Origin of the sequence: Actinomyces sp. Z5 (assembly GCF_003287795.1) — a bacterium.
Taxonomy (GTDB): Bacteria; Actinomycetota; Actinomycetes; order Actinomycetales; family Actinomycetaceae; genus Actinomyces; species Actinomyces glycerinitolerans.
In genome coordinates, this window is record NZ_QMIN01000040.1 from 12,969 (window position 1) to 37,022 (window position 24,054).

24 protein-coding genes are annotated in these 24,054 nt (G+C 67.3%); 4 read left to right on the plus strand and 20 right to left on the minus strand.

What is annotated here, in order from left to right; translation table 11 throughout:
* Positions 1-87: 87 nt before the first annotated feature.
* The 3 genes from DRB06_RS04140 to DRB06_RS04150 all read right to left on the minus strand — a co-directional run bounded on the left by DRB06_RS04140 (position 88) and on the right by DRB06_RS04150 (position 1,942).
* Positions 88-1,374 carry a UDP-N-acetylmuramate dehydrogenase gene (locus DRB06_RS04140; RefSeq protein ID WP_395994419.1) on the minus strand — a complete coding sequence of 429 codons (1,287 nt, stop codon included), beginning with the start codon at positions 1,372-1,374 and terminating at the stop codon, positions 88-90.
* A gap of 101 nt (positions 1,375-1,475) precedes the next feature.
* Positions 1,476-1,574 (minus strand): 30S ribosomal protein bS22, encoded by a 99-nt coding sequence (locus DRB06_RS04145; RefSeq protein WP_003792170.1) that lies wholly within the window; start codon positions 1,572-1,574, stop codon positions 1,476-1,478.
* A gap of 125 nt (positions 1,575-1,699) precedes the next feature.
* Positions 1,700-1,942, minus strand: a complete 243-nt coding sequence (locus DRB06_RS04150; protein ID WP_073327603.1) for a helix-turn-helix domain-containing protein — start codon at positions 1,940-1,942, stop codon at positions 1,700-1,702.
* Positions 1,943-2,195: 253 nt separating this feature from the next.
* On the opposite strand from DRB06_RS04150, the gene DRB06_RS04155 reads away from it, so the two are divergent.
* Positions 2,196-3,803 (plus strand): TrkH family potassium uptake protein, encoded by a 1,608-nt coding sequence (locus tag DRB06_RS04155; RefSeq protein ID WP_395994420.1) that lies wholly within the window; start codon positions 2,196-2,198, stop codon positions 3,801-3,803.
* On the opposite strand, the gene DRB06_RS04160 is transcribed toward DRB06_RS04155, so the two are convergent.
* Positions 3,793-4,485, minus strand: coding sequence for a TetR/AcrR family transcriptional regulator (locus DRB06_RS04160; protein WP_111819196.1), 693 nt, complete (start codon positions 4,483-4,485; stop codon positions 3,793-3,795). The two genes, DRB06_RS04155 and DRB06_RS04160, sit on opposite strands and share 11 nt — an antisense overlap.
* A gap of 143 nt (positions 4,486-4,628) precedes the next feature.
* On the opposite strand from DRB06_RS04160, the gene DRB06_RS04165 reads away from it, so the two are divergent.
* On the plus strand, positions 4,629-5,801 hold the full coding sequence (locus DRB06_RS04165; RefSeq protein ID WP_108966176.1) for an alpha/beta fold hydrolase: 1,173 nt from the start codon (positions 4,629-4,631) through the stop codon (positions 5,799-5,801).
* 9 nt (positions 5,802-5,810) lie between these two features.
* Here the strand turns inward: DRB06_RS04165 and DRB06_RS04170 are convergent, their stop codons facing one another.
* The 6 genes from DRB06_RS04170 to DRB06_RS04195 are packed head-to-tail and all read right to left on the minus strand — an operon-like array spanning position 5,811 to position 9,545.
* On the minus strand, positions 5,811-6,626 hold the full coding sequence (locus DRB06_RS04170; protein WP_111819197.1) for a hypothetical protein: 816 nt from the start codon (positions 6,624-6,626) through the stop codon (positions 5,811-5,813).
* On the minus strand, positions 6,626-7,138 hold the full coding sequence (locus DRB06_RS04175; protein WP_111819198.1) for a hypothetical protein: 513 nt from the start codon (positions 7,136-7,138) through the stop codon (positions 6,626-6,628). Before DRB06_RS04175 ends, DRB06_RS04170 begins: the two co-directional genes overlap by 1 nt.
* The gene (locus tag DRB06_RS04180) at positions 7,135-7,638 is read right to left on the minus strand and encodes a hypothetical protein (RefSeq protein ID WP_111819199.1); all 504 of its coding nucleotides are present in this window, start codon (positions 7,636-7,638) and stop codon (positions 7,135-7,137) included. Before DRB06_RS04180 ends, DRB06_RS04175 begins: the two co-directional genes overlap by 4 nt.
* A 30-nt stretch (positions 7,639-7,668) precedes the next feature.
* Positions 7,669-8,106, minus strand: coding sequence for a hypothetical protein (locus DRB06_RS04185; protein ID WP_111819200.1), 438 nt, complete (start codon positions 8,104-8,106; stop codon positions 7,669-7,671).
* Between the two features lie 27 nt (positions 8,107-8,133).
* Positions 8,134-9,261 carry a hypothetical protein gene (locus DRB06_RS04190; protein ID WP_258522136.1) on the minus strand — a complete coding sequence of 376 codons (1,128 nt, stop codon included), beginning with the start codon at positions 9,259-9,261 and terminating at the stop codon, positions 8,134-8,136.
* On the minus strand, positions 9,261-9,545 hold the full coding sequence (locus DRB06_RS04195; RefSeq protein ID WP_073327611.1) for a hypothetical protein: 285 nt from the start codon (positions 9,543-9,545) through the stop codon (positions 9,261-9,263). Before DRB06_RS04195 ends, DRB06_RS04190 begins: the two co-directional genes overlap by 1 nt.
* Positions 9,546-9,773: 228 nt before the next feature.
* On the opposite strand from DRB06_RS04195, the gene DRB06_RS04200 reads away from it, so the two are divergent.
* On the plus strand, positions 9,774-10,442 hold the full coding sequence (locus tag DRB06_RS04200; protein ID WP_108966162.1) for a TrkA family potassium uptake protein: 669 nt from the start codon (positions 9,774-9,776) through the stop codon (positions 10,440-10,442).
* A gap of 266 nt (positions 10,443-10,708) precedes the next feature.
* Here DRB06_RS04200 and DRB06_RS04205 read toward each other — a convergent pair whose 3' ends face one another.
* From DRB06_RS04205 to DRB06_RS04230, 6 genes are all read right to left on the minus strand, one after another.
* Positions 10,709-11,995 carry an endo-1,4-beta-xylanase gene (locus tag DRB06_RS04205; protein ID WP_199912568.1) on the minus strand — a complete coding sequence of 429 codons (1,287 nt, stop codon included), beginning with the start codon at positions 11,993-11,995 and terminating at the stop codon, positions 10,709-10,711.
* Positions 11,996-12,072: 77 nt separating this feature from the next.
* The gene (locus DRB06_RS04210; RefSeq protein ID WP_146750796.1) at positions 12,073-12,816 is read right to left on the minus strand and encodes an SDR family NAD(P)-dependent oxidoreductase; all 744 of its coding nucleotides are present in this window, start codon (positions 12,814-12,816) and stop codon (positions 12,073-12,075) included.
* Complete coding sequence (locus DRB06_RS04215; protein WP_108966155.1) at positions 12,816-13,898, minus strand: Gfo/Idh/MocA family protein; 1,083 nt, start codon at positions 13,896-13,898, stop codon at positions 12,816-12,818. Before DRB06_RS04215 ends, DRB06_RS04210 begins: the two co-directional genes overlap by 1 nt.
* 65 nt (positions 13,899-13,963) lie before the next feature.
* Positions 13,964-14,752: a carbohydrate ABC transporter permease gene (locus tag DRB06_RS04220; RefSeq protein ID WP_108966153.1), complete on the minus strand. Its 789-nt coding sequence runs from the start codon at positions 14,750-14,752 to the stop codon at positions 13,964-13,966.
* A gap of 1 nt (position 14,753) precedes the next feature.
* Positions 14,754-15,686 carry a carbohydrate ABC transporter permease gene (locus tag DRB06_RS04225; protein ID WP_199912567.1) on the minus strand — a complete coding sequence of 311 codons (933 nt, stop codon included), beginning with the start codon at positions 15,684-15,686 and terminating at the stop codon, positions 14,754-14,756.
* Between the two features lie 67 nt (positions 15,687-15,753).
* Entirely contained in the window at positions 15,754-17,097 is a 1,344-nt protein-coding gene (locus DRB06_RS04230) for an ABC transporter substrate-binding protein (RefSeq protein WP_159097636.1), read from the minus strand.
* A 165-nt stretch (positions 17,098-17,262) separates the two neighbouring features.
* Between DRB06_RS04230 and DRB06_RS15760 the strand changes: the two genes are divergently transcribed.
* Positions 17,263-18,273, plus strand: a complete 1,011-nt coding sequence (locus DRB06_RS15760; RefSeq protein ID WP_108966149.1) for a LacI family DNA-binding transcriptional regulator — start codon at positions 17,263-17,265, stop codon at positions 18,271-18,273.
* Between the two features lie 57 nt (positions 18,274-18,330).
* On the opposite strand, the gene DRB06_RS04245 is transcribed toward DRB06_RS15760, so the two are convergent.
* The 4 genes from DRB06_RS04245 to DRB06_RS04260 all read right to left on the minus strand — a co-directional run bounded on the left by DRB06_RS04245 (position 18,331) and on the right by DRB06_RS04260 (position 23,990).
* Positions 18,331-19,626: an ABC transporter substrate-binding protein gene (locus DRB06_RS04245; RefSeq protein ID WP_111819203.1), complete on the minus strand. Its 1,296-nt coding sequence runs from the start codon at positions 19,624-19,626 to the stop codon at positions 18,331-18,333.
* Between the two features lie 65 nt (positions 19,627-19,691).
* Positions 19,692-22,058, minus strand: a complete 2,367-nt coding sequence (locus DRB06_RS04250) for a glycoside hydrolase family 3 protein (protein ID WP_220092966.1) — start codon at positions 22,056-22,058, stop codon at positions 19,692-19,694.
* A 40-nt stretch (positions 22,059-22,098) separates the two neighbouring features.
* Complete coding sequence (locus DRB06_RS04255) at positions 22,099-23,007, minus strand: carbohydrate ABC transporter permease (RefSeq protein ID WP_073327618.1); 909 nt, start codon at positions 23,005-23,007, stop codon at positions 22,099-22,101.
* Positions 23,004-23,990: a carbohydrate ABC transporter permease gene (locus tag DRB06_RS04260; RefSeq protein ID WP_073327619.1), complete on the minus strand. Its 987-nt coding sequence runs from the start codon at positions 23,988-23,990 to the stop codon at positions 23,004-23,006. Before DRB06_RS04260 ends, DRB06_RS04255 begins: the two co-directional genes overlap by 4 nt.
* Between the last annotated feature and the right edge of the window lie 64 nt (positions 23,991-24,054).

Here is a 24,054-nt window from a genome sequence, read left to right on the forward strand (position 1 = left end):
GGGAACAAGGGTCCAACCGGCGGGTCGACGGCCACGCACACAGACACCCAACCACGCACCGCCACCCAAGCACTTACACAACACGACCTAGAAGCCTACGTGCACCGGCTCGGGCACTAGCGTGACGCCGAAGCGCTCACGCACCCCGGTGACGACGGCGTCGCGCAGCCCGGCCAGGTCGGCGGCGCGGGCATGGCCCCGGTTGGTCAGGGCCAGCACGTGCTTGGTGGACAGGCTGGCGGTCGGCTCGGCTCCGGCCGCCGGCAGGGCGAAGCCCTTGCCGAAGCCGGCGTGGTCGATCAGCCAGGCGGCGGAGGTCTTCACCAGTCCCTCGACGACGGGCGCCTGCCGGGTGCCCGTCACCGCCTGGGAGTGGTCGGTGACCGGGAAGCGGGGGGCGTCGTCGGGGAGGGCATCGGCCTGGGCGCGGGTGAGGATCGGGTTGGTGAAGAAGGAGCCGGCGGACCAGGTGTCATGGTCGGCGTCGTCCAGGACCATGCCCTTGGAGCGGCGCAGTTCCAGCACGGCGTCGCGCACCGCCCGGGCATCCACGCGGTCGCCCACCTCGGCCCCCAAGGTGCGCGCCAGCTGGGCGTAGGCGATGGGGGCGGACAGGGAGGCGGTGCGCACGGAGAAGGTCACCGACAGCACCACCCAGCGCCCGGTGGGCCCCCAGGTGCGGCCGCCGCCGATGGTGGCGTCGGTCAGGGAGCGCTTGAGGTCGGAGTCGCGGTAGCTCAGGCGCAGGCGGGCCAGCGGCAGGTGGACGGGGCGGCCGGCGGCCCGATCCCAGGCGCGCACGGATGCGAGCAGTTCGGCTACCTCCGCGCCGTAGGCGCCGATGTTCTGCACCGGGGCGGCGCCGACGGTCCCGGGGATCCCGGACAGGGGCGCGAAGCCTCCCCACTGGTTGGCGATGGCCTCGCGCACCAGGTCGTCCCAGGTGGTGCCGGCGGTGGCGGTGAACTCCACGCCTCCGCAGCGGTCATCCGCGGACAGGCTGACCTCCTGGCGGGCGTCGCGCACTACCACGCCGGCGAATCCCGCATCGGCGGCCAGGATGTTGGAACCGCCGCCGATCACCAGCAGGGGGGTTCCGGCGGCGTCGGCCTGGCGGACCGCGTCGATCAGTTCAGCCTCGGTGCGGGCCTCGACGTAGCTGTCGACCGGGCCACCCACCCGCAGGGTGGTCAGCTCGGCCAGGCACGGGGTCGAACCGGCGGCGGATCCCAGTGGGCGGGCGAGGGCGGGGACGGGTGCGGGCCAGTCGGCGGGGTCGGAATGCATGGACATGGGCGTGGTGCACGCCTCGGTGCCGGACAACGGATCGGGCGCGCTCAGGCCGAAGCGGCCGGCGTCTGGGGGTAGTGACATGGAGGCTCCGCTCGGGTCGTGTTTGCAGGAGCAGGATGAGCAGCCGGCTTTACGGCCTATAACAACTGCGCCCGGGGAACAGGCCCCGGGCACAGGTCACTTCACTTCTTGTTGCGACGCTGGTGACGCGTCTTACGCAGCAGCTTGCGGTGCTTCTTCTTGGCCATGCGCTTGCGGCGCTTCTTGATAACAGATCCCATTGAGGCTCCTTGTTGTTGTTCGTGCCGGCCTGCACACGCGGGCTTGCCCGCCGGCAGCTGGCGACCGGACGTCGGACAGGCGAACCGGGTCCGACCACACTGTGACTAAGGGATTGTAGCGGCTATCAGGAGCCGGTTGAGGCGGAGTCCTCGTGTCCCCAGTCACCCAGCCCGGCGGCGAGGTACTCCTGGACCGCGCGCTCGGGAACACGGAAGGAGCGTCCGACCTGCATGGCGGGCAGGTCACCGGAGTGGACCATGCGGTAGACGGTCATCTTCGACACGCGCAGCATGGCCGCCACCTCCGCCACGGTAAGGAAGCTGGGGGCGCCCGAGGCGCTAGGGGGTGTCGAGGTGCCCGATGCCATGGCTATTGGTGTCCTGTCGTCAGGTCGGAGTGGACGCGCGAGGGTGTCGAGGCGGTGCACGACGTCGGCGCGCTGAAACAACACCAATATAACCTGTGTCTCAACTGTCGCACAGGATGTTTCCTCCCTCATTTGTCACGGGCGCCGCATCTCACACATTTGTCGCACCGACGGCGGGTGCGACCGCCCGACCTCTCGGGTGCGACCGCACGGCTTCTGTCCGGGACGGGCCGCCATGGCCCACAATGGCCCCGTGTCCTCTTCCGCAAGTCCCGACTCCGGAGCCAGCCACTCGCCGTCGTCGTCCGCGCAGGGCCGGGAAGCCCGGGCCGGACGCGTCGGCGTCGCGCGCGATGCGGACCGCCTGGGCGGCTGGCACACGCAGACGGCGGATGCAGGGTTGATGGGGACGACCGAGCCCCTGGATCCCAGCCGGCCGGCCGCCCCGGATGAGCTCGCCCGGCAGCTGACCGCCCAGGAGGACGCCGGCGGTATCCGCGGCCTGCTGGCGCGCCTGGGACTGCGCAGCCGCTTCGACCACATCGCCCGTTTCTCCCCGGCACGCTTGGCGGTCACCGTCTTCGCCGTCATTGTCGCCGGGATCGCCGCCCTGCTCAGCCTGCCGATCGCCACCGCGAGCGGCACGCGCGCCCCCTTCGTGGACGCCCTGTTCACCGCGACGTCGGCCGTGTGCGTCACGGGCTTGACCACCGTGGATACGGCCTCCTACTGGTCGCCCTTCGGCCAGCTCGTCATCATCGTCGGTGCCGCCATCGGCGGCCTGGGCATTATGACGCTGGCCTCGTTGCTGTCCTTCGCCGTGTCCCGCCACCTGGGGCTGACGCAGCGCATGCTCGCCGCCTCGGAGAACATGGCCGGCCTGGGCGACGTCATGTCGCTGCTGCGCGCCGTCGCCTACACGGCCTTCGGCGTCGAGGCCGTGCTCATGGCGGTGCTACTGCCCCGCTTCCTCACCCTGGGACTCGACCTCGGCCACGCCGCCTGGTACGCGTTCTTCATGGCGCTGTCAATCTTCAACAACGCCGGGTTCGTGGTCATGCCGGAGGGCCTCGCCCCCTACGCCAGCGACTGGTGGGTGGGGCTGCCGATCGTGCTGGGCACCTTCCTGGGGGCCATCGGATTCCCGGTGATCCGCGACGTCGTGCGCCATCGCCGTCGTCCCCGGCAGCTGACCCTGCACAGCAAACTGACCCTGACCACCTACACCGGCCTCAGCATGTTCTCCGCCGTGGCCATCGGCGCCTTCGAGTGGAACAACCCCAATACCTACGGAGCACTGTCCACGGGCGGGAAGATTCTGACTGCGCTGATCAACTCCGTCAACGCCCGTTCCTCCGGGCTGTCGACGATCGCGCCGGAGCACATGCACGAGTCCACCTGGCTGCTTCAGGACGCGCTCATGTTCGTGGGCGGCGGCTCGGCGTCGACGGCCGGCGGCATCAAGGTGTCCACCTTCGCGGTACTGGTGCTGGCGATTCTGGCCGAGGCGCGCGGAGACCAGGACATCGAGGCCTTCGGACGACGCATCACCCTGTCCACGGTGAGACTGAGCGTGGCCGTGGCATTCATCGGGGCGAGCATCGTCGGCGTGGCGTCCCTGCTGCTGCTTCAGCTAACCGACCTGACCCTGGACCGCATTCTGTTCGAGGTGATCAGCGCCTTCGCCACCGTGGGCCTGTCCACCGGCATCACCCCCATCCTGCCGCACGGCGCCAAGTACGTGATCATCGTGCTGATGTTCATCGGCCGCGTGGGCACCATGACCGCGGCCTCCGCCCTGGCGTTGCGCGAGCGCCGCCGGGTGATCCGCATGCCCGCCGAGCGGCCTCTCATCGGCTGAGGCGCGCCGCCCGCTCAGCCCCCAGCATGCCGGCCAGTGCGCGCGCGGTGGCGACGACGTCGTCGTGCCAGCCGGGCTCGCCGACGACGATTCTCCGCACCAGCAGGCCCATGGCGGCATGGTGCACGACGGCGGCCGCCGCCTCCGGATCGAGGTGCCCGGCAACGTCACCTCGGTCCTGCCAGCGCCCGAGGATGCGGGCGGTCTCGGAACGCACCCGGGCGTAGCTCTCGGCATTGGCGGCGCGCAGATCCGGTTGGCGCGCCAGCTCCGCCCAGATGGTCGCCTGAAGGTCGGCGGGGGCCACCGTGCGCCCGGCACCCTCCGCCCCGGCGTCGGCGCGGACGCCTCCCTCCGAGTCGGCGCCGACCGAGGCTTTGTAACTCCAGGCCTGCTCAACGGCGTCGATAAAGGCGGACTCGAACGGCGGGAGCTCCTCACCCGCAGACAGCCTCGCCATCCACTCCACCACGGGGTCGGTCGCCTGCCCGAGGACCGCCCGGATCAGGGACTCCTTGCCCTGCGGAAAGTAGCGGTAGACGGTGGCGGAGGACATGCCGGCCTCGGCGATGATCTCGTCCATGGAGGCGCCGTCGAAGCCGCGGCGGGCGAAGCAGACCTCCGCCGCCGCCACGATTCGGGCGGTCTGGCGATCCCGGTAGGACTGAGTGACGCGAGGCATGGGGACAGGATATGGCGCGCCGATATGCGCCCCGCCCTCACACTCAACCTCACCACATACAACAACGATCGTTTTGACTTGGATTCCGACGACCACTAGCATCCCGCGTCAAACAACAACGTACGGTTTCATTAGGAGAGCTGTTGAACACTTCGCACGCATTCGACCTTGACGCCCCGCCCCTGGGTGCGCATGCACTCCCGGCCGAGACCGACCAGGCCTTCCAGGCGCTGCGCTGGGCGGAATTGATCGGCCCCCACGCGATCGACGAGATCAGCGCACTGTCGCCGCTGCCGCGTACCAATGCCGGCTGGGTCGGGGCGTACCTGCATCTGGCGCGCGGCGCCCGGACCGCGGGCAGGGACTTCGACGCCGTCGTCTATGAGCGCGCCGCCCAGTTCTTCATGAGCGGCGGCGACCCGCGTCGATTCCCCATCCGGGAGCGCTTTGTGGACTTCATGCGTCAACGCTTCAGCCTTGATCCCGTCGACATCCCCTGCGACGGCGCCGTTCTGCCCGCATACGACCTGCCCGCCCTCAGGCTAGGTCCGAGCGAGGAGCCCCGCAGCACTTGGGTGGTGTGCGGCGGCTTCGACTCCTATATCGAGGAGTGGTTCCCACTGCTGGACGCCGTGGCCCGGCGGGGGCACCGTGTGATCGCCTTCGACGGGCCCGGCCAGGGCGGCGTGCTGGAGGAACAAGGGGTGCCACTCGTGGCGGGGTGGGAGCGGCCGGTGTCAGCGGTTCTGGATCACTTCGGGCTGAATAACGTGACCCTGGTCGGTCTCTCCCTGGGCGGAGAGCTCGTGATCCGGGCCGCAGCCTTTGAAACACGGGTCAAGCGGGTCGTGGCTTGGGATGTGATGGATGACTTCCTCGACGTCCTCATGCGGCAGGTGGCCCCTGTACCGCCGCACATGGGCCGGGCGTTCTCCAGACTGCCGAGCGTTTTGGTGGACCGGCTGCTCGCATTGGCAAGCAGGCGCTCCGTCATCCAGTGGGGCCTGGAACAGGGGATGCGGGTCACCGGTACTCGGTCCCCGGCACAGTTCCTGCGCTTCGCCGGGCGGCTGCATACCCGTGAAGCGTCCCCAGGGGTGCGCGCAGACGTGCTACTGCTCGCCGGAGCAGAGGACCACTACGTGCCGCTGTCCCAGCTGACCCGGCAGGCGGGCAGTCTCACGGGCGCCCGCTCAGTCACCACGCGTGTATTCACCGAGGCCGAGGGATGTGCCTCCCATTGCCAGGTTGGTAACCTGGGGCTGGCGGTGCGCACCATCCTGGCCTGGGAGGAGCCGTTGCTGCACCGGGACTAACGGCTCACGTTAGGAGGCGAAGAACCAGGGACTCACGCGCGCCCACAGCTCAAGTGAGGTCATGTGCTCCAGGAACAGCTCCTCGGGCAGGTTCGAGGTCGCCTTCTGGGCGACCACTTCGGGCGGAGCACCAGCGTCCAAGGCTTCAGCGACCGATTTGGGTGCCAGTTCGTACAGGCATTCGGGCACGGACAGGGTCGTCATGGAGCCAACGACTTCCCAACCTCCATCTCGAGGCACGCTCGTTGAGATGAGCGAAAGCGTCCACTGCCCACTGGCGAACCCGTCCGTGAGCGGCGTGGGCCCGCCGAGTTGCCCCGGCTCCCCGCCACGATCCAACTGACGCGCCAGACGGGCGAGTTCCTCTGTCAGGGCATCCAGGTCTCCAGAATCGATGAAGCTGTATACCGACGGCGGGAGAATCCGCGGCCCCAGGTCGATGTTGTGACGCGGCTGCACGTCGAGTAGTTGTGCGAAGGCGGACGGAACCTCGCATTCGTCGAGGCCGTACACGTGATAACCGTCCGGCTCATGCTTGACGATGGTCGCCCGCTGTGGACCTATCCACGCCTCGGCACGCCGCCCTGGGCGCGTTGGTTCGAAGCGGTAGACGTCGAGATGCCGGGTGGCCCCGGCGACGCCGTGCAGTGCGGGAGCCGCCGACGGCATGATGCCCTGATCATCCAGAATGCCGCTGCGCTGCAGCCGCCTGGCGACGCGGCCCTTCGGCATGCGCCCACCCATCGCGACGGCGCGCAGAGACAACCACTCCGCGTCACCGATGATCAGGACCGGGGTGTATCCGCTCGTGTCCAGCCGCGCCATCAGATCTCCTCAAGTGTGACGATCATGGCCAGAAATCGCTCCACCGCCGTACTGCAGTCGCGAGTGGCACAGGAGAAGGTCGCGGTCAGCCCACGCCGCGAGGTCTCGCTCACCCAGGTCCATTGCAGGGCGGTGACCGAGACCGTGTCCTGGATGTAGACGCCTGAGCGCAGCAGGCCGGGTCCGACCGCCTCCCACTCGGTGATGTCGATCAATTGGAAGCCCGGCACGGAGTTGACGAGTTGCATTGTCGAGTCCCGATACCAGTCCTCCCCGGAGGCACCCCCGGGCAGTTCTGCGACGGTGATCACGCAGTTCTCGGCGAAGCGGGGACTGTCCGGCTGCTCGGCGCAGATTAGGTCCACGCGTCCCGCGTCGTCGGGGGCCATCTCAGGGTCCGGGATGCCGGGGATACTTGCGGGGTTCACCTGGGCCCAGCCGGCTGGCGCGGAGATCCTGACGACGTCGCCCGTGAACTCCTGGGGCAGGTCCGGGTTCGATCGCGAGGTCATGCGTCATCTCCTGAAGAGTCGGGGGACGGATGCGTAGCCTCCGAACTGGAGCGGTTATTGGTGCGCCCGACTTCCGGGCGGGAGGGCTCACCGGGCTCCAGCCGTGAGGTGTCACGCCAGGAGTTCTCCCCGGCCAGCCGCTCGCGCCGCCGACGACGCCGCCACTCCACATGCCACTCCGGATACATCCACGCCGGCAAAGAAATCGGCAGAAAGCCCACCAACATGACCAGCAAGAGGAAGAATCCCACAAACCCCAGAACCATCCCAAATGCCGAGACCGCTATCGCAGGCACCCCCAGCGGCGAAGCACACAAGAAAGCCAGACCTCCATACGGGACTATAAGAGACAGATTGTTCTTGACTCCCATCTGCGCGCCGATCTCCCGCGCAAACTCACCCGGCCCGGTGTCGGTAAACATCGCCAACACCCAGTACACAGCGATCAGCAGACCGAATAGAAAGACACCGATAGCACCCCACACGCACAGCACCTCCAACTCATATCCTTGTCCAACCCGCTCAAGTCCCTACAGGTCATCCGGCGAGGCCGGACGCTCAGACGAGGACCGCTCTTCAGGCCCCATTCGGGAGGTGTCACGCCAGGAGTTCTCCCCGGCCAGCCGCTCGCGCCGCCGACGACGCCGCCACTCCACATGCCACTCCGGATACATCCACGCCGGCAAAGAAATCGGCAGAAAGCCCACCAACATGACCAGCAAGAAGAACGCCGATATGGAGCCACAGATAATCTCGAACACCGAGTCAGGATCCCCAAAACCAAACACCGCACCGAAAATGAACGTCAATGCGCCGGAGGGCATTACAAGAGACAGATTGTTCTTGACTCCCATCTCCGTACTGATCTCCCGCGCAAACTCACCGGGCCCCGTATCGGTGAACATCGCCAAACTCCAATGAGCCAGCAGGACCGCTCCGAACAAGAAAATCGCAGCTGCCTTCACCACAAGTCACACCTCCCGCTAGCCCTACCGTCACCAGTGAAACAGCTTACTGACACCCTTGTTGATCAAATCTCCCGCCGCCTTACCCACAGCGGATCCTGCGATTCCTCCGATCGCACCGCCGACAATACCGCCCACGGCGATACCGACCGGACCTCCAAGAGCACCGATCGCCATCCCGGCTTGAGCTCCCAGCCAAGCCCCACCGTATCCCAGGCCACCCTGCGTAACTGCCTGCGTTCCGGCACGCACGAGTTTCTTGCCCTCGCCCATTGAGGGGTTGGCCGAGTCCTTCTGGTACTGCTCGTACCCACCAACAACGCCAGAGAATATGGCTGCACCAACACCTATGCCCTTGGTGACACGAGCCGCTTTTCCGGCATACTGCTGTACCTTCCACGCGGTGGTCCCGCGGGTGTAGGGCTTGTTGATCCAGTTACTGGTCTTGGCCTTGGCCCACAGGGTTCGCAGCAGCCCCATCTCGGAGCGGTCCGCCGCCGACATGAATCGGCCCGCACCCGGATGCCAGCTCGGGTAGCGGGGCCGGAACACGGAAATCGCTCTGATCGCAGCCCATTGAGCACCAACCGCAACACCGTCGGCAATGTCTGCCGCCTTGGATACGCCGCTCGCATCCCAGGTGGGGATGAACTGATCCCGGAGCCACTCCCCCGCACTCTTGAGGGAGTCACAGGCCGAGATGAGCGTGTCGTGCGCCGTCGACTCGTCGGCACGAATCAGGGACAGCGTGGAGGAGAGCGTGTCGTAGGCGGCCTTCTTGGTGGCGTAGTCCGCGTCGGAGTCGTCCTCCGCGGGCTCCTGAATGGTGCTGCCGGAGACCGTCAGTCCAGCGGCCGTCGCGTCGGCGATCACGTCCGCGAGCCGGGTCTTGACCGAGTCCATGGAGTAGCCGAAGTCGTTGAGTGCCTTGGACAGGGACGTGGCATCGGTGGAGGCGTCGTCGAGGTCCGCGCCCTGGGTACTCAGCCTCGACAGCGCTGCATTCGTCGACTCACTGAAGCAGTCGGAGGCAATGGTCCTGCGTGTAGCGGCGACGTCGTCGGAGGCGTCCGAGACCGTCGTCGATATCGTGCTCAAGCTCCGTGCAGCATTCCACGCCTCCGAGGGCTCGGTGATCACCCGCGCGTCAAGAGACATCAGTTATCACCGGCCGAGGGAGTAGCCGAGGCGGCGTCCTGGTCCGTGTTGCGAAAGTCCGAGGCGGTCGTCCTCAGGCCGCTGGCCGTGCTGCGCAGTGAGGAGGCCGCACCCGAGGTCTTGGAGGACAGCCGACTCAGCGCCGTTGACACCGCGGACGACGAGCGGCCCACATCGGGGTCGGCTGGAAAGGAGGCATCCTCAAGGTCACCGGCAACATCATCAAGCGTTCCAGCCGCATGATCGAGGGTCTCGGGGTTTATGTTCAGACTTCCGGTGCTCACGCAGTCATCTCCTAGAGGTCCAACGGACCAATCACGCGCAACACCGTGATGCTACCGCGACCCAACGTCATTCTGAGCGGTTCCTGAGCAATCTTGATCACGTTGCCTGTACCAGCAACCGGGCTCAGCGGAGGGGACTACCGTTGGGGGCAGTACCCGCTCGGTGACGTTCTCCGGGCAACGCTCGCTATCATTCGGTGAGTATCCACACATCGCCATTGAGGACTCATGCCTGACCGCTCCGCCTACAACGACTCGACCCTGGTGATCGGGCTCGGCCGCTTCGGCTCGGCCATGGCCGCCACTCTGGACCGCCTGGGCAGGGAGGTCCTCGCCGTCGAACGGGATCCCGTCATCGTGCGCCAGTGGACCGGACGCATCCCGCTGGTGGAGGCGGACGCCACCGACATGGAGGCCCTGGAGCAGCTGGGCGCCACCGAGTTCGGCACCGCGGTGGTGGGCGTGGCCACCTCACTGGAGGCCAGTGTGCTGATCACCGGCAACCTGGTGGACCTGGAGACCCCGCAGATCTGGGCGAAGGCCGTCTCCCGCGCGCACGGCCGCATCCTGCGGCGCATCGGCGCCCACCACGTGGTCTACCCGGAGTTCGACGCCGGGCAGCGCGCCGCCCACCTGGTATCCGGCCGTATGCTGGACTACATCGAGATGGAGAAGGGCGGCTTCACCATCGTCAAGATGCGCCCGCCCGTCGAACTGCACGGCTTCACCATCGGCGAGTCCAAGATCCGCTCCCGCTACGGGGTGACCGTCTTCGGTCTGATGAGCCCGGGTGAGGCCTTCGAGTACGCGACCCCCGCCACCCTGGTCTCCCCCGACGACGTGCTCGTGGTCGGTGGGGACGCCATGCTCCTGGAGCGCTTCGCCAACCGCGGCTGAGTCGAATAGGTCGCCGGGGCGGCGTTGCACGCTTCAGGCTGGACGCTGAAGCCCGAATTGGCGGAATTGTGCGGGTTTACCCTACTATCGCGAACCGCTCAGAGAGCTCCGGTGTGCAACGGACCCCTCGTTGCACACCGGAGCCTCGCCACCCATCCGGGCCCAAATCCCGCGATTGGCTAGATTGCGCCAAAAAGTCCCGATAGGCTTAGGTTCCGGACACGGCCTTTGCGTGCAAAGAGCACGGCCCACACGATGAGGGCGTCCTATTTCCGCAGGCCGACTCTCGTCTCCGCCTGGTCCGCCGCCGCATCGAGCTTCACCTCGCCGCTGCGGTCGGCGGCAGTGACCCGATAGGTGCCGCGGAAGCCGGACAGGCGCAGTTTCCCGTCGGCGTCGGTGCGCACCGTCGTAGGCGGCGTCCACCACTGGCCCTTGACCAGGTCGTGCAGGGCCGCGTAGCTGGGCTTCAAGGTGCCGTCGGCGCGGGCGAAGCCGACCGGGGCGCCCAGCCAGGCCCCATCGTCGGTGAAGCCCCAGTAGGTGATCGCCGCGACCGCGGGGTGGGAGGCGAGCGTGGTGTAGTGGCGGCGGATCTCATCGGCCTGGCGCTCCTCCCCCTCCGGTGTGCTGGGCCAGTGCGGAATCTGGTAGTCGTTCAGGTCCACGATCTCGGGCGGCATGAGGTGGCCGGAGACCAGTGTGGTCTCGGTGAAGTGCAGCGGCAGGCCGAAGCGGCTGAAACGCTCGAGCACCTCCTGGGTGCGCTCCTCGCCCCAGTACCCCTGGTGCATGTGTGACTGCAAGCCGATCGCGTCGATCCTCACCCCCGCCTCCAGGCAGTCCTCGATCAGCTGGACGTACTTCTCGCTCATATTGAAGTCGTTGAGCAGCAGGAAGGCGTCGGGGTTGGCGGCGCGGGCGGTCTCGAAGGCGAGCCGCACGATGCCCACGCGGCCGAGGCGCTGGGCGAGCGGGGTGATGGCGTTGTCCTCGGCGGTGAACTCCGGCATGATCACCACCTCGTTGATGGCGTCCCAGGTGTCCACCAGGCCGCGGAAGCCACTCGCCTCGCGGGTGATGCGAGCACGCAGGATGCGCTCGACCTCTTCCGGGTCGCGTCCCAGCAGCCACTGCGGGGCGAGCGTGTGCCAGGCCAGCGGGTGTCCCTTGACATCGGCACCGTGGGCGCGGATCCAGCGGGCCGCATTCGCCAGCCGCTCGGTGTGCGGATGCCCCTCCTCCGGCTCGAATGAGCGCCAGTAGAAGGGCAGGGTGGTGACGTTGAACAGGTCGAAGAAGCGGTCCGTCAAGGTCTCGGCCAGCTCGGGCCGGGCCCCGCCGAACAGGCTGTCCGCGTTGGACTCCTCCCCGTTGGCGACGGCGACGAAGTCGAAGCCGATGTTGCCGATTCCCAGCTCGTGCCGGGTCTGCTCGACGACGACGTCGGTCTCCGCCAGCGGCGCCCCGTCGGGGCCGGTGACGGCAATGACGCGCTCGGACAGGCGGTGGCGCATGGCTGGTGGGACGGTTACGGTGCTTACGTGGTTCAAGGCTTGCTCCTGTGGTAGCGAGTCCGCGTGCGCAGACTCATCGTGTGCGGAAACAGTGGTGGATTCGCAGTGGGGTCTTAGATCTGGCTCATGCCGCCGTCGATGACCAGCTCCGCGCCGGCCACGTAGGCGGAGTCCTCGGCGGCGAGGAAGACGATCGCGGCGGCGGTCTCATCGATCGAGGCGATGTGGCCCACGGGCACCATGCTCGTGATCCGGTCGATAGCCTCCTGCCCGCCGACGAAGGCGGCGAAGCCCTCGGACATGGTTGGGCCCGGGCTGGCCGCGTTGACCCGGATGCGTCGCTCACGCAGCTCGGCGGTGAAGGTGCGCGCGAGCGAGCGCACGGCGGCCTTGGAGGCGTTGTACACCGAGTGTCCGGGGTCGCCGTTGGACCCGGAGATGGAGGACAGCAGGACTACCCGCGCGCCGTCCCGCAGGAGGGGCAGGGCCTTGCGGACGGTGAAGTAGGCGCTCTTGACGTTCAGGTCCATGACCCGGTCGTAGGTGTCCTCGTCCATCTCGGCCAGCGGCCGGTCACCACCGCCGCCCGCATTGGCGACGATGACGTCGAGCGGGCGCCCGAGCGCCGCGATACGCCCCATGAGGCGGTCGAGGTCTTCCATGCTCGAGGCATCGCCCTGCACGGTCAGGCAGTGCTCGCCGAGTTCCCGGCGCGCCCGAGCGAGCATGTCGCTGCGGCGTCCGGTTACGACGACGTCCGCGCCCTCCGCGATCAGACGCCGGGCAACGCCGAATCCGATGCCGGCGGTGGCGCCGGTGACGAGTGCGAGTTGACCTTCTAATCTGCGTTCGGGCATCAGGCCCACACCTCCTTGACTGCGCGAACATTGCGTCCCCTCTGGATGGACTCCTCAATGGCCAGGGCGAGGTAGTGGTCCTGGCATGCCTCGGCAAGCGGGTAGGGCTCCGGGGCCTCACCACGCGCCCACGCGCCGACCTCGAGGAGGAAGGAGGCGACGGCGATGTCGTCCTCCGAGAAGCGGCTTCCCGGCCAGGGATTGCGGTAGACGATCTGCCCGTCGAAGGCGACTGTGGCGAGCTCGTTGCCTTCGAGGTTCATGTCGACTCCAAGCCGTCTGTAGCTCAGAGGAGACGAGACAACGCCCTCATCTGTCAGGCGCACGACACTGTCGTCGACAATCTCCCCCTTCCCGCCACGCACCAGGATCCTCCGCGACAGCAGGGGGTTCCACCACTGGTTGTCGGTGAACAGGTACAGGCCGCAGCGTCCGTCGCCGAAGTCGAGTGTGGCGATGGTGGTGGCCGCCTCCTTGGGCTGCGGATTAGCCTCCCACCCGGAGAAGGACAGCGGATCGACCAGCGGCGCCGTGAACCGGTGCGCGTTGACCACCGCCTCCTCCATGTCGAGGCCGAGGAAGCTCCTGATAAGAGACATCGAGTGGTACATATGGGTTGAGGCGACCTCCACGAAGGTCGGGGCCCCGATCACACCCCGGTCCACGACGGCCTTGCGGCTCGCGTGGCCGGGCATGCGCAGGTACTGCTCTGCGACCTGGACGAGGCCCGTAGACCCGACGTCGTGCCATAGCGCCCGTAGCCCCTCCAGGTCCGGTGCCGGAGGGGTCTCGGCGAGGACCTTGACGCCGCGGGCGACGAGGTCGCGGACGACCTCGGGCATCGAGGACCAGGAGACGCAAGCGATCACGAACTCCGGATCGGTGGCGAGCAGATCCTCCACTGCGGGGACAACCGGCACGTCCCAGCCGTCGCGAATACGGGAGCGGGAGGGCTCAGAGCGAGCCAGTACCGCGGTGCAGTTCAAGACTTCGGGGACTGTGGCGGCAATACGGAGGAAGAACTCCGATCTCCACCCGGCCCCGATGATGGCGAAGCGGATGGGAGGCGATGATGTTGTCATACTGCTCGGCTTTCGTGTCAGCGGGCGAAGCAGCGCCCTGGGTGGTTGTGACAATGAGGAGACCGCTACTTGAGTGCGCCGGCCGCCATGCCCCGCTCGAAGTACTTCTGGGCGGACAGGTAGGCGACGATGGCGGGTACGGCCGTGATTACGGCAGCCGCGAGCACTCCGGTCTGGTCGTTGGTGTACTGGCTTGTGAAGAACGAGGGCAGGAGCGTGACTACCTGTTTGCCCGGATCATTGAGCATGAGCATCGGCAGAAGATATGAGTTCCAGGAGTTGATGAAGGTCAGTACGACGATCGTCGCGGCAATGGGCCGTGTCAGTGGAAGGATGACGTGGCGGAAGACCTGCAGGATGCTGGCTCCGTCGACTTTGCCCGCCTCCATGAGCTCGTTGGGGATGCCGCCCACGTAATTGCGGGCGAGCAGGACCGTAAAGGGCGTCTGCAGCGCCGCGAGAGGCAGAATGACCGCCGCATACTCGTTGTAGAGGTCGAATCGTGAGGCCATGACGAACAGCGGCGTGAGCAGGACGGCCTCGGGCATCGTCAGCGCCGCCAGCAGCGCCCAGAACCAGATCTCCTTGCCGCGGAACCTGAGCTTGGAGAAACCGAAGGCGGCGAGCATTGTGACCACGTAGACGATCACGACCACGCTGACGGCGATGATGGCGCTGTTCCTGAAGTAAATCGGCACGACGCCGGTTGCGAAGACCTTCTGGTAGTTACCGATTCCACGGCCCGCGAACGATCCCTGCACCATCGCCAGCAGCGGGAGCAGGAAGGGGACGGTCAAGACCGTGGCTAGCGCCTGGATCAGAACCCTGGAGCGTCGGCTACGAGAGTCGAACATGTCAGTTCGCCCCCTTTCTGCTGCGGACGCTGGAGGCGACTCCGCCGACAATGGCGAGGACAAGCAGGATCACCGCGACGGCGGCCGCATATCCGAAGTGCTTCTCCTGCACCATGGTGTGGTAGATGTAAGTGCCGAGGAACTCGGTGCCGTGGTTCGGCCCACCCTTGGTCACGAGGTAGGGCACGTCAAAGGTCTTCAGGGCGCCGATGAGGCCGAGAATGGCCAGCGCGCCGGTGGTTCCCCTGCACATCGGCCAGATGATCGAGCGCATGGTTCGCACGCCTCCGGCACCGTCGATCCTTGCGGCCTCGAGTATCTCGGAGTCGATCTGACTCATCGCCGCGTAGTAGAGGATGAAGGTCATGCCGGTCCACTGCCAGACGGTGACCACCATGACCACCCCCATCGCGGTGGACGGGGAGGCGAGCCAGGGCTGGCTCAGCGAGCCGAGCCCGACGTGCTGCAGGAGCCAGTTGAGCTGTCCATCGGCGTCGAAGATCTGACGGAAGACCGGGGCCATGGTCGCGGGGGCCAAGACGGTCGGCACGAAAATGATCACCTTGTACACCGCACCCAGGCGGACCCGGGAATGCAGCAGCGCCGCCAGAATGAACCCCACGGCCGTCTGCACGGTGAAGGTGATGATGAAGAAGTACAGGGTGTGCCACAGGGATCCCCAGAAGACGTTGTCGCCGACGAGCTCGGCATAGTTCCCCGCACCTATGAAGTCGGGTGCGGAGAGGATGAAACCGTTCCAGTCGAGCGTAGAGACGAAGCCCGTGTACCCGATCGCGAAGTAGACGAGCCCGATGACCAGGACGGCCGCGGGCAGGATCCAGGGCAGGCCCCATGACTGCATGTCGATGCCACGCCGCGCCGCGACCTCGGTCCCGGTAGCACGCCTTGCCCGGGCGGGGCGTACGACCGTCATAGCGGTTCTCCACTCGTCGCTGCCGCATCGTGGGAAGACCGCTGTGGAAGCAACTCAGGCATTGCGCTCACCTCTCCGAGTCCACAACCGCCTGTAGCGCGGACAGCACTTCCTCGATCGTGACCGTCCCCGCGATGAGGCCGATCAGACCGTCCCGGTAGGCGCTGTTGAGATCCGCGCTGACGTCGGCGAAACGCGTGACACTGCTGCCGCCGGCCTGCTCCGTGTACGTCTGCAGGGGCTCCCTCTGCACCTCGGGGTCGACCAGGTCGATGGCGTCCCAGTCGGGGGTGACTCCCTCAAGCGCGGGGATGTCATTGAGAGTGTCGGCGATCGCCTGCTGACCGGCACTTGAGGCGGCCAACCAGGTGACGAATGTCGTGGCCGCGGCCTGCTGCTGAGACATGCCGCTGACGGCAACACCGTAATCCGCGTCACCGAAGTAGCCGCCGATATTGCCCGTGCCCGCGACGTCCGGGAAGTCGATCGGAAGGATCGTGAACGGCTCCGGGTTGGACACCCCGGCGGCCTCCATGGCCGCCACCATCGCGTCCTTGACCGCGTACTGCGTGTACCAGGACCCCATCATGATCATGGCGTACTTGCCGGACATGAACATGTTGTTGGCGTCAGGGTACTGCTGGAGCCCGATCGCACCCTCCTGCATGATCCCCTCATCGAAGAGGCTCTGCCAAATCTCGAGGCCCTGGGTGAAGATCGGGTCGCTGAACGGGATCTCCCCCTTCGCAGCCGCCACATATGAGCCCGGCCTGATGTTCTCCATGATCGCCTCGAAGGTGTCCATGTCGAAGGCGTGCTGACCGGCACCCTGAACGAAGCCGCCGACACCCGCCGCTCGGAAGGCCTCGCAGGCCGACTTCCATTCCGCCAAAGTGGTCGGATGCTTGAGGCCGTGCTCGTCGAAGAGGTCCTGGTTGACCCACAGGCCGCCGGAGTACACGGCGCCGGCGGACAGGCCGACCAGCTTGTCGCCGACGGTGAGTCCGTCAACCCCGATCGCGGCGAGCCTGCTCCTCCAGTCGTCGCCCAGCGCCGCGGTGACCGCCTCCGTAAGGTCGATGGCGCCGGCCTCGAAGGTCTGGACTCCGCCATTGGCAGAGCCAGGAGCGACGTTGAAGACGTCCGGTCCGTCCTTGGAGGTGATTGCGGGGCTGAGCACGGAGTCGTAGGAGTCGATCGGCTTGGAGACGAACTCGACGTGAATATCGGGGAACTCCTGGTTGAAGGCCTCGATGATCTTAGCCGCGTTGGCGGCGTCCGGCGTCCAGCCCCACCAGGTGATGTCACCGGCCGTGGCCGAACCCTGCTGCTCCTGCCCGCCGCCGCACGCGCCGATGCCGGCAGCGATGGCGATAGCCGCGGCTAGACCGCCGAAGGATCGACGAGTCATGAGAAAGTTTCGCGAGTCGTGCATCATTGCACCTTCCTCCTAGCATGCTCATTGTCCCCAAGAAGGGTTGCACACACCTTCGAGTGCCACGGAAGTTTCTTTAACCTTTCGTGGCTCGCTAATCTAGTTCCATCGGCTGGACCTGTCAAGAGAGGAGCCCCGACGGTGAGTCAGCGGGTCACGATCGCCTCCATCGCCCGGCAGGCCGGGGTCTCGGTCCCGACGGTCTCGAAAGTGCTCAACGGCCGCCCCGGCGTTTCAGAGACGACGCGCCGCGAGGTCGAGGCGCTCGCGTCGGCGCTCGGCTACAAGCCGCGCCGCACCACCCGTCCGACTCCGAGCCATCTGGTCGACTTCGTGATCTCCGGGCTCGACACGCAGTGGGCATCCGCGCTGCTCACCGGCGCCCAGGCCGAGGCCGCCCGCAGAGGAAAGGACCTCGTGGTCACCGCGACCCACGGATCTCCCGTTGGGGGAGCCCACTGGGTGGATCATCTGGTCACCCGCGGCTCCGCAGGAGTGGTCGTCGTCGTCTCGGAACTGCTCGAGGTGACCGAGCGCAAGATGCGCCAGCTGAAGATGCCGGTGGTCCTTCTCAACCCGTCAGGACACCAGCGCCATGATGTCCCCACCGTCGCGGCCACGGACTGGGCGGGCTCGCGGGACGCCACAGAGCATCTGATCTCCCTCGGTCACCGCCGGATCGCCTACATAACCGGCCCGATGGACCTCGTCTCTCACCAGGACCGCCTTGACGCCTACCGCTCCGTCCTCAGCCGCCACCAGATCCCCTACGACCCCGAGCTCGTCGTCGCCGGCAACTCCCTGTTCGAGGGCGGCTACCGGCTCACGCCGCGGCTCCTCGCCCTGGACAACCCGCCGACGGCAATCCTCAACGGCTCCGACGAGCAGGCCTACGGCAGCTACCGGGCGATCAAGGACGCCGGCTTGGCCATCCCCAAAGACATCTCCGTCATCGGCTTCGACGACGTGGACCTGTGTCAGTGGGTCTCGCCCCCCATGACCACCGTCCACCAGCCCCTGATCGAGATGGCGCAGGAGGCCACGCGCATGGTCATTGACCTCTCCGAGGATCCGCACGCGCCGGCGCAGAACATCGAGCTCGCCACGACCCTGGTCGTGCGTTCGTCGACAGGACCCGCGCCCCGCCACTGAGCGGAGCGGCATCAGACCGGACGGGAGCCGCCGCGCACAAGCCCGCGCCCGGCCTCCTCACTCCTTGGCGGCCGCGGCCGCCATGGCATCCACGATGCCCTGGGCGTCGCCCTTGCCCGCCAGCATGTCGACCACGGCGACGTTGAGCGCGTTGCCGACGTTCTGTCCCAGGGAGGTGTCCAGCCACACCTGGGAGTAGGCGGCGTCGTTGCCCGCCTGCATGGCGTCGGCCAGGGGGCCCGTCGCGATTACCCCCTGGGCGTCCTGGTTGGCGGGCAGCATGTCGAAGGCGTCGGCGTAGGCCTCCTGGTTGTCCTTGGTCATGATGAAGTTGAGGAACTCGGCGCACAGCTCGGCCGGGGCCGTAGCAGAACAGGAGTAGCCATCGACGCCACCCATGATGGCGGTGGGGTCGCCCTCGCCACCATCAACGGCCGGGAAGGGGAACCAGGCCAAGTCCTCCAGCGGCTGTTCATCCGGGGTCAACGAGGCGATGACGCCCACATCCCAGGTCCCCATGAGCTCCATGGCGGCCTGGTGGTTGGCCACCAACCCCGCGGACGAACCCGCGCCCTGCTGGGCGGAAGTGGTCAGGAAGCCGCTGTTGAAGGGCTCGGTGGCGGCGAAGTCGGCCAGGTCCTGCCCGGCATCAACCCAGCACTGGTCGGAGAAGTCCAACTCCGCCAGCGAGGACTCCAGCGTTTCCTGACTGCACTCGCGCAGCACGAACTGGTAGTACCAATGGGCAGCGGGCCAGGCGTCCTTGGCCCCCAGGGCGATCGGGGAGGTGCCGGAGTCCTTCAGCTTGGTCACCGCGTCGGACAACTCCTCCATGGTGGTGGGTGCCTCGGTGATGCCCGCGGCGTCGAACAGTTCCTGCGAGTAGTAAATCCCCTCCGGTTGGAAGGAAGTGGGCATCGCATACAAGGAGCCATCGATGGTGTAGGGCGCAAAGGTACCCTCAGCCACCGACTCGCGTACCTCTGGCTCCACCAGATCCGTGATGTCGAGCAGCTGCCCCGCCTCGACCATGTCGGCCATCTTGCCGCCGCCGCGCTGGACGAACAGGTCCGGGGCCTGTCCGCCGGCCAGCGCCGTCTGCAGCTTGCCATCGATGTCCTCGTTGGAGATCGCCACCACGTCGATGGTGACGCCCTCGTGGGAGGCCTCGAAGTCGGCCGTGACCTCCTCCCAATAAGCAGCCCAGGCGGGAGTGGTGGAGTTGTTCCAGAAGGTCAGTGTGACCTCGTCACCGCCGTTGGCCGAATTCGCGCCGCATGCGGCGAGGGCAAGCGAGGCGGTGAGCACTCCGACGACGCCAAGACCCCGCCTATGCCTAACAGACAGCTTCATCTTTGAAACCTCCGTGAAGAGTTGTTCGGTTTGGTTAATCAGTGGAGCCCGCGCCGCCCCGGCCCTCATGCCGACGCCACGACCACGGGGGTGGTGAGCACGCGGCCCTCATCGACCACGCGGCGCTGCCCGGTGATTTCGACGGCGAGCTCCTCCAGCCGGTCCTCGCTGCTGGTGCCGGCGGCGAGCAGGATCTGACCGGGTTCGACAATGCGCCGATAGTCGACGCCGGTGAAGGAGGTGCGGTCGGCGTGCACGGTGAAGGTGACCCGCTTGGACTCCCCCGCCTCCAGGTCGACCTTGGCGAAGCCGATGAGGGTCTTCAGCGGGCGCACCACCTCGGCCACCGGGTCGGACAGGTACAACTGGACGACCTCGGCGCCGGCGCGGTCGGAGTTGTTGGTGATCGTGACCGTGTAGTCGACCTGGCCGTCCGCGTCCATCCGGGTGGCGGAGACGGCGGGGTCGGTGAGGGCGAAGGTCGAGTAGCTGAGCCCGTAGCCGAATGGATACAGCGGGGTGGGGTCCAGGTTGGAGATGCCGTCGGCGTGCCAGGCGAGCGGCGCCGCCAGGTAGGTGCCCGGCTGGCCGCCGCGACCATTGGGAATGGCGACGGGCAACCGCCCGGAGGGGTTGATCGTGCCGGTGAGCACGCCGGCGATGGCATCGGCGCCCTCCACGCCCGGCATGAAGGCCTGCACGATGGCGGCGCAGCGGTCGGCATACTCCCCCAGCGCGTAGGGGCGCCCGGTGACCAGCACCAGCACGGTTGGGGTGCCGGTTGCCAGCACCGCCTCCAGCAGCTCCCCCTGGCGTCCGGGCAGGCCCAGGTCGACGACGTCGCAGCCCTCCCCGGAGGTGCCCCCGCCGAAGAGCCCGGCGATGTCACCGAGAGTGACCACGGCCACGTCGGCGGCCGCGGCGGCGTCGACGGCGGCACCGAAGTCATCGGCGCGCCCGTCGATGAAGCCGACACCCCGGTGGAAGGTGGCCCCACCGGGGCGGGCGGCGCGCAGCGCGTCGGGCAGGTCGCGGATCTCCAGCCCGGTGGTGCGGCCGCCGTCGCGGCTGAGCACGTGGTTGGGGAAGGAGTAGCAGCCCAGGAAGGAGCGCACGTCCTCCCACACCGGGCCGGACACGGCCAGGCTCGCGTCGGGGGCGAGCGGCAGCACGCCGTCGTTCTTCAGCAGAATCACCGACTCCTCCGCCAGGGCGCGGGCCACCGCCCGGTTGCCGGGAGAGTCGAGGTCGCGGCCCGCATCGACGCCGGCGGTCGGCTCCCAGTCGGCGTCTAGCAGGCCCAGCCGGGCCTTCTGGGTCAGGACCCGGACGACGGCGGTGTCGAGTTCGGCCTCGGTGAGCAGGCCGGCGTCCAGCGCCGCCTCGAGGTGGGAGTAGCAGGTGGTCTCCGGCAGCTCCACGTCCAGCCCGGCGCGTACCGCCAGCGCGGCGGCGTGGGCGTAGTCCCCGGCCACGTGGTGCATGGCCTGAAGAAAGCGCACCGACCAGTAGTCGGAGACCACGGTGCCGGTGAAGCCCCAGCGCTCGCGCAGCACCTGTGTGAGCAGGTGCCGGGAGGCGGCCACCGGTTCGCCGTCGATGTCGGAGTAGGAGTTCATGACGGAGGCGACGCCGCCCTCACGCACCGCCATCTCGAAGGGCGGCAGCATGACGTCCTCCAGTTCGCGCTGGCCCATGGACACCGGGGCGTGATTGCGGCCGGCCTTTGATGCCGGGTAGGCGACGAAGTGCTTGAGGGTGGCGTGCACCCCCTGGGCCTGCAGGCCGCGCACGTAGGCGGTGCCGAGCGTGCCCACCAGGTACGGGTCCTCGCCGCAGGTCTCCTCCACGCGCCCCCACCGGTAGTCGCGCACGACGTCGAGCAGCGGGGCCAGGCCCTGGTGCACGCCGACGGCGCGCAGGTCGGCACCGATGCGGCCGGCCATCTGTTCCACGAGTGCGGGCCGCCAGGTGGCGCCCCAGGCGATGGCGGCCGGGTATACGGTCGCCCCCAGCGCCGTGAAACCGGTCAGGCACTCCTCGTGAGCGATGGCCGGGATGCCGAAGGCGTTGCGGGAGACGATGTCGCGCTGCAGACGCGCCAGCTTGGCCGCTCCGTCGGCGACGCTGACGGGGTCCGTGCCGTAGATGCGGGTCAGGTGGCCCAATCCGCCGTCGACGCTCTCCTCCCAGCCCTGGCGTCCGACCTTGAACGCGTCCTCCATGGGGGCGACTTGGTGAGCGGCCTCGGATGCGGCCGCCTCGTCGTCGTGGTCACCGACGTCGACCGGCTCCGGTGCGGGCACGGCCTCTTCCTCGTCGCGCTCCCAGAAGGAGGCGAGCTGGTGGATCTTCTCCTGTCGGCTCATGACCGAAAGCAGGGCTGCGGCCCGCTGGTCGGCAGGCAGGGAGGTGTCGTTCCAGGTGTTCACGGTTGGCTCCAGGTTGCGGTGGTTGGCGGTCGGCCTTGGGTCAGCCCTTGACGGCGCCGGTCAGGCCGCCGACGATGCGCCGCTCGAACAGGCTGAAGACCACGAGGGCGGGGATCATGGACAGGGAGGTGAATGCCAGGACCTGCGCGGTGTTGACCGAGTGCTCGGAGGCGAAGGCCTGAACCCCCAGCGGGAGGGTGTACTTCGCGTGGTCGGTCAGGATGAACAGCGGCAGCATGTAGGAGTTCCAGGAGCCGACGAAGGTGAGGATTCCGGTGGTGACCACGCCGGGCGCGGACAGGGGTACGACCACCCGCCAGAAGAAGCCCATGCGCCCGCAGCCGTCCAGGGAGGCGGCCTCCTCCAGCTCCTTCGGGATGGCCCGCAGGAAGGGCACCAGAATGATGACGGTCTGCGGCAGCGCGAAGGCGATGCCGGGGATGATGATGCCGGCCAGGGAGTTCATCATGCCCAGGTTCTTGATCAGGATGTACAGGGGCGTGATGGCCACGGTCATGGGGAACATGAGCCCGGCCGCGAACAGCATGTACAGGGCGTTGCCGCCCTTGAAGGGGTAGCGCGCGATCACGAAGCTGACCATGAGCCCGAGCGTCACGGTGCCGATGGTGGCGCAGGCGGCGGTGATGGTGGAGTTGCCGACCTGCTGCCAGAATCCGGAGGAGGTCAGCACCACGCGGTAGTTGTCGACCACCCAGGGATCGGGCAGGCCGGCGGGATCGGAGGTGATCTGCGAGTTGTTGCGGAAGCCGCCGAGGATCACGTAGGCGACCGGGGCGAGCAGGGCCGCAATCACCAGCGCGGCCACCAGGTAGACCACGGGGCTGGCCCAGGCGGGCTTGGCCTTGGCGGAGCGGACGCGGCGGCGCGCACTGGCCGGCGCGGGCGCGGCGGGGTCGAGAGGCTTGATGGAGGATGCGGCGGCGGTCATCGGCTGCTCCCGGTCAGTGCGCCCTCGGTGTCACGGCGCAGGACGAATCGTTGATAGGTCAGGGCGATCACCAGGGAGATCAAGAACAGCACGACGGCGACGGCGTTCCCGTAGCCGTAGTTGCCGCTCATACGCCCGTTGACCACCATGTAGGTCGCCATCGTGGAAGTACCCGCGGTGGAGGAGATGTACTGGCCCCAGATGATGTAGACCAGGTCGAACAGCTGTAGGGAACCGATGATCGACAGGAAGCCCCACATGCGCATGGTCGGGCCCAGCAGCGGAATGGTGATCTTGCGCTGGATCTGCCAGTAGGAGGCGCCGTCGACCTTGGCGGCCTCGGTCAGTTCCTCGGGAATGCCCTGCATACCGGCCAGGAAGATGATGACGGCGAAGCCGGCGTACTTCCAGGTCAGGATGAACAGCAGGACGGTCAGGGCGGTCTTGGGGTCGGAGATCCAGTCATTGACGAGGGCGCTGAGCCCGAGCTTGCGCAGCAGTCCGTTCATGGCGCCGTCGGTCTGCAGGATCAGGCCCCAGGCGGTGCCGGCGATAACCTCGGAAATGACGTAGGGGATGAAGATCAGCACGCGGATCAGCGACTGCCCACGCATCTTCTTGTTCAGCAGCAGCGCCAGCAGCAGGGCGAAGGGCCCCTGCAGGGCGAGTGAGCCGACCACAACGATGGCGTTGTGGCGCAGCACGTTGTGGAACTCGGGGTCGGTGAGGATGGTGCGATAGTTGTCAAAGCCGACGAAGTTGGTGGGGACGCCGAAGCCCTTCCATTTGAAGAAGCCGTAGTAGGCGGCCATGATCACCGGCAGGATGACGAAGGTGATGAACAGGATGACGGCGGGGGCGGACAGGGCCGTGATCTCCATACGGTCCCGCCAGGACAGGGCGTTGGGGCTCCGCCGTTTCCGGCCCCGCTGCTTGCCCTGTTCCGCCGTACCGGCGGGCAGCGTAGCGGTTGCAGCTGTCATGTGAGGGTCTCGTTTCATGCGTTGGCCGCGGCGCACCCAGAGCACGCTTCTGGGCGCGCCGCGG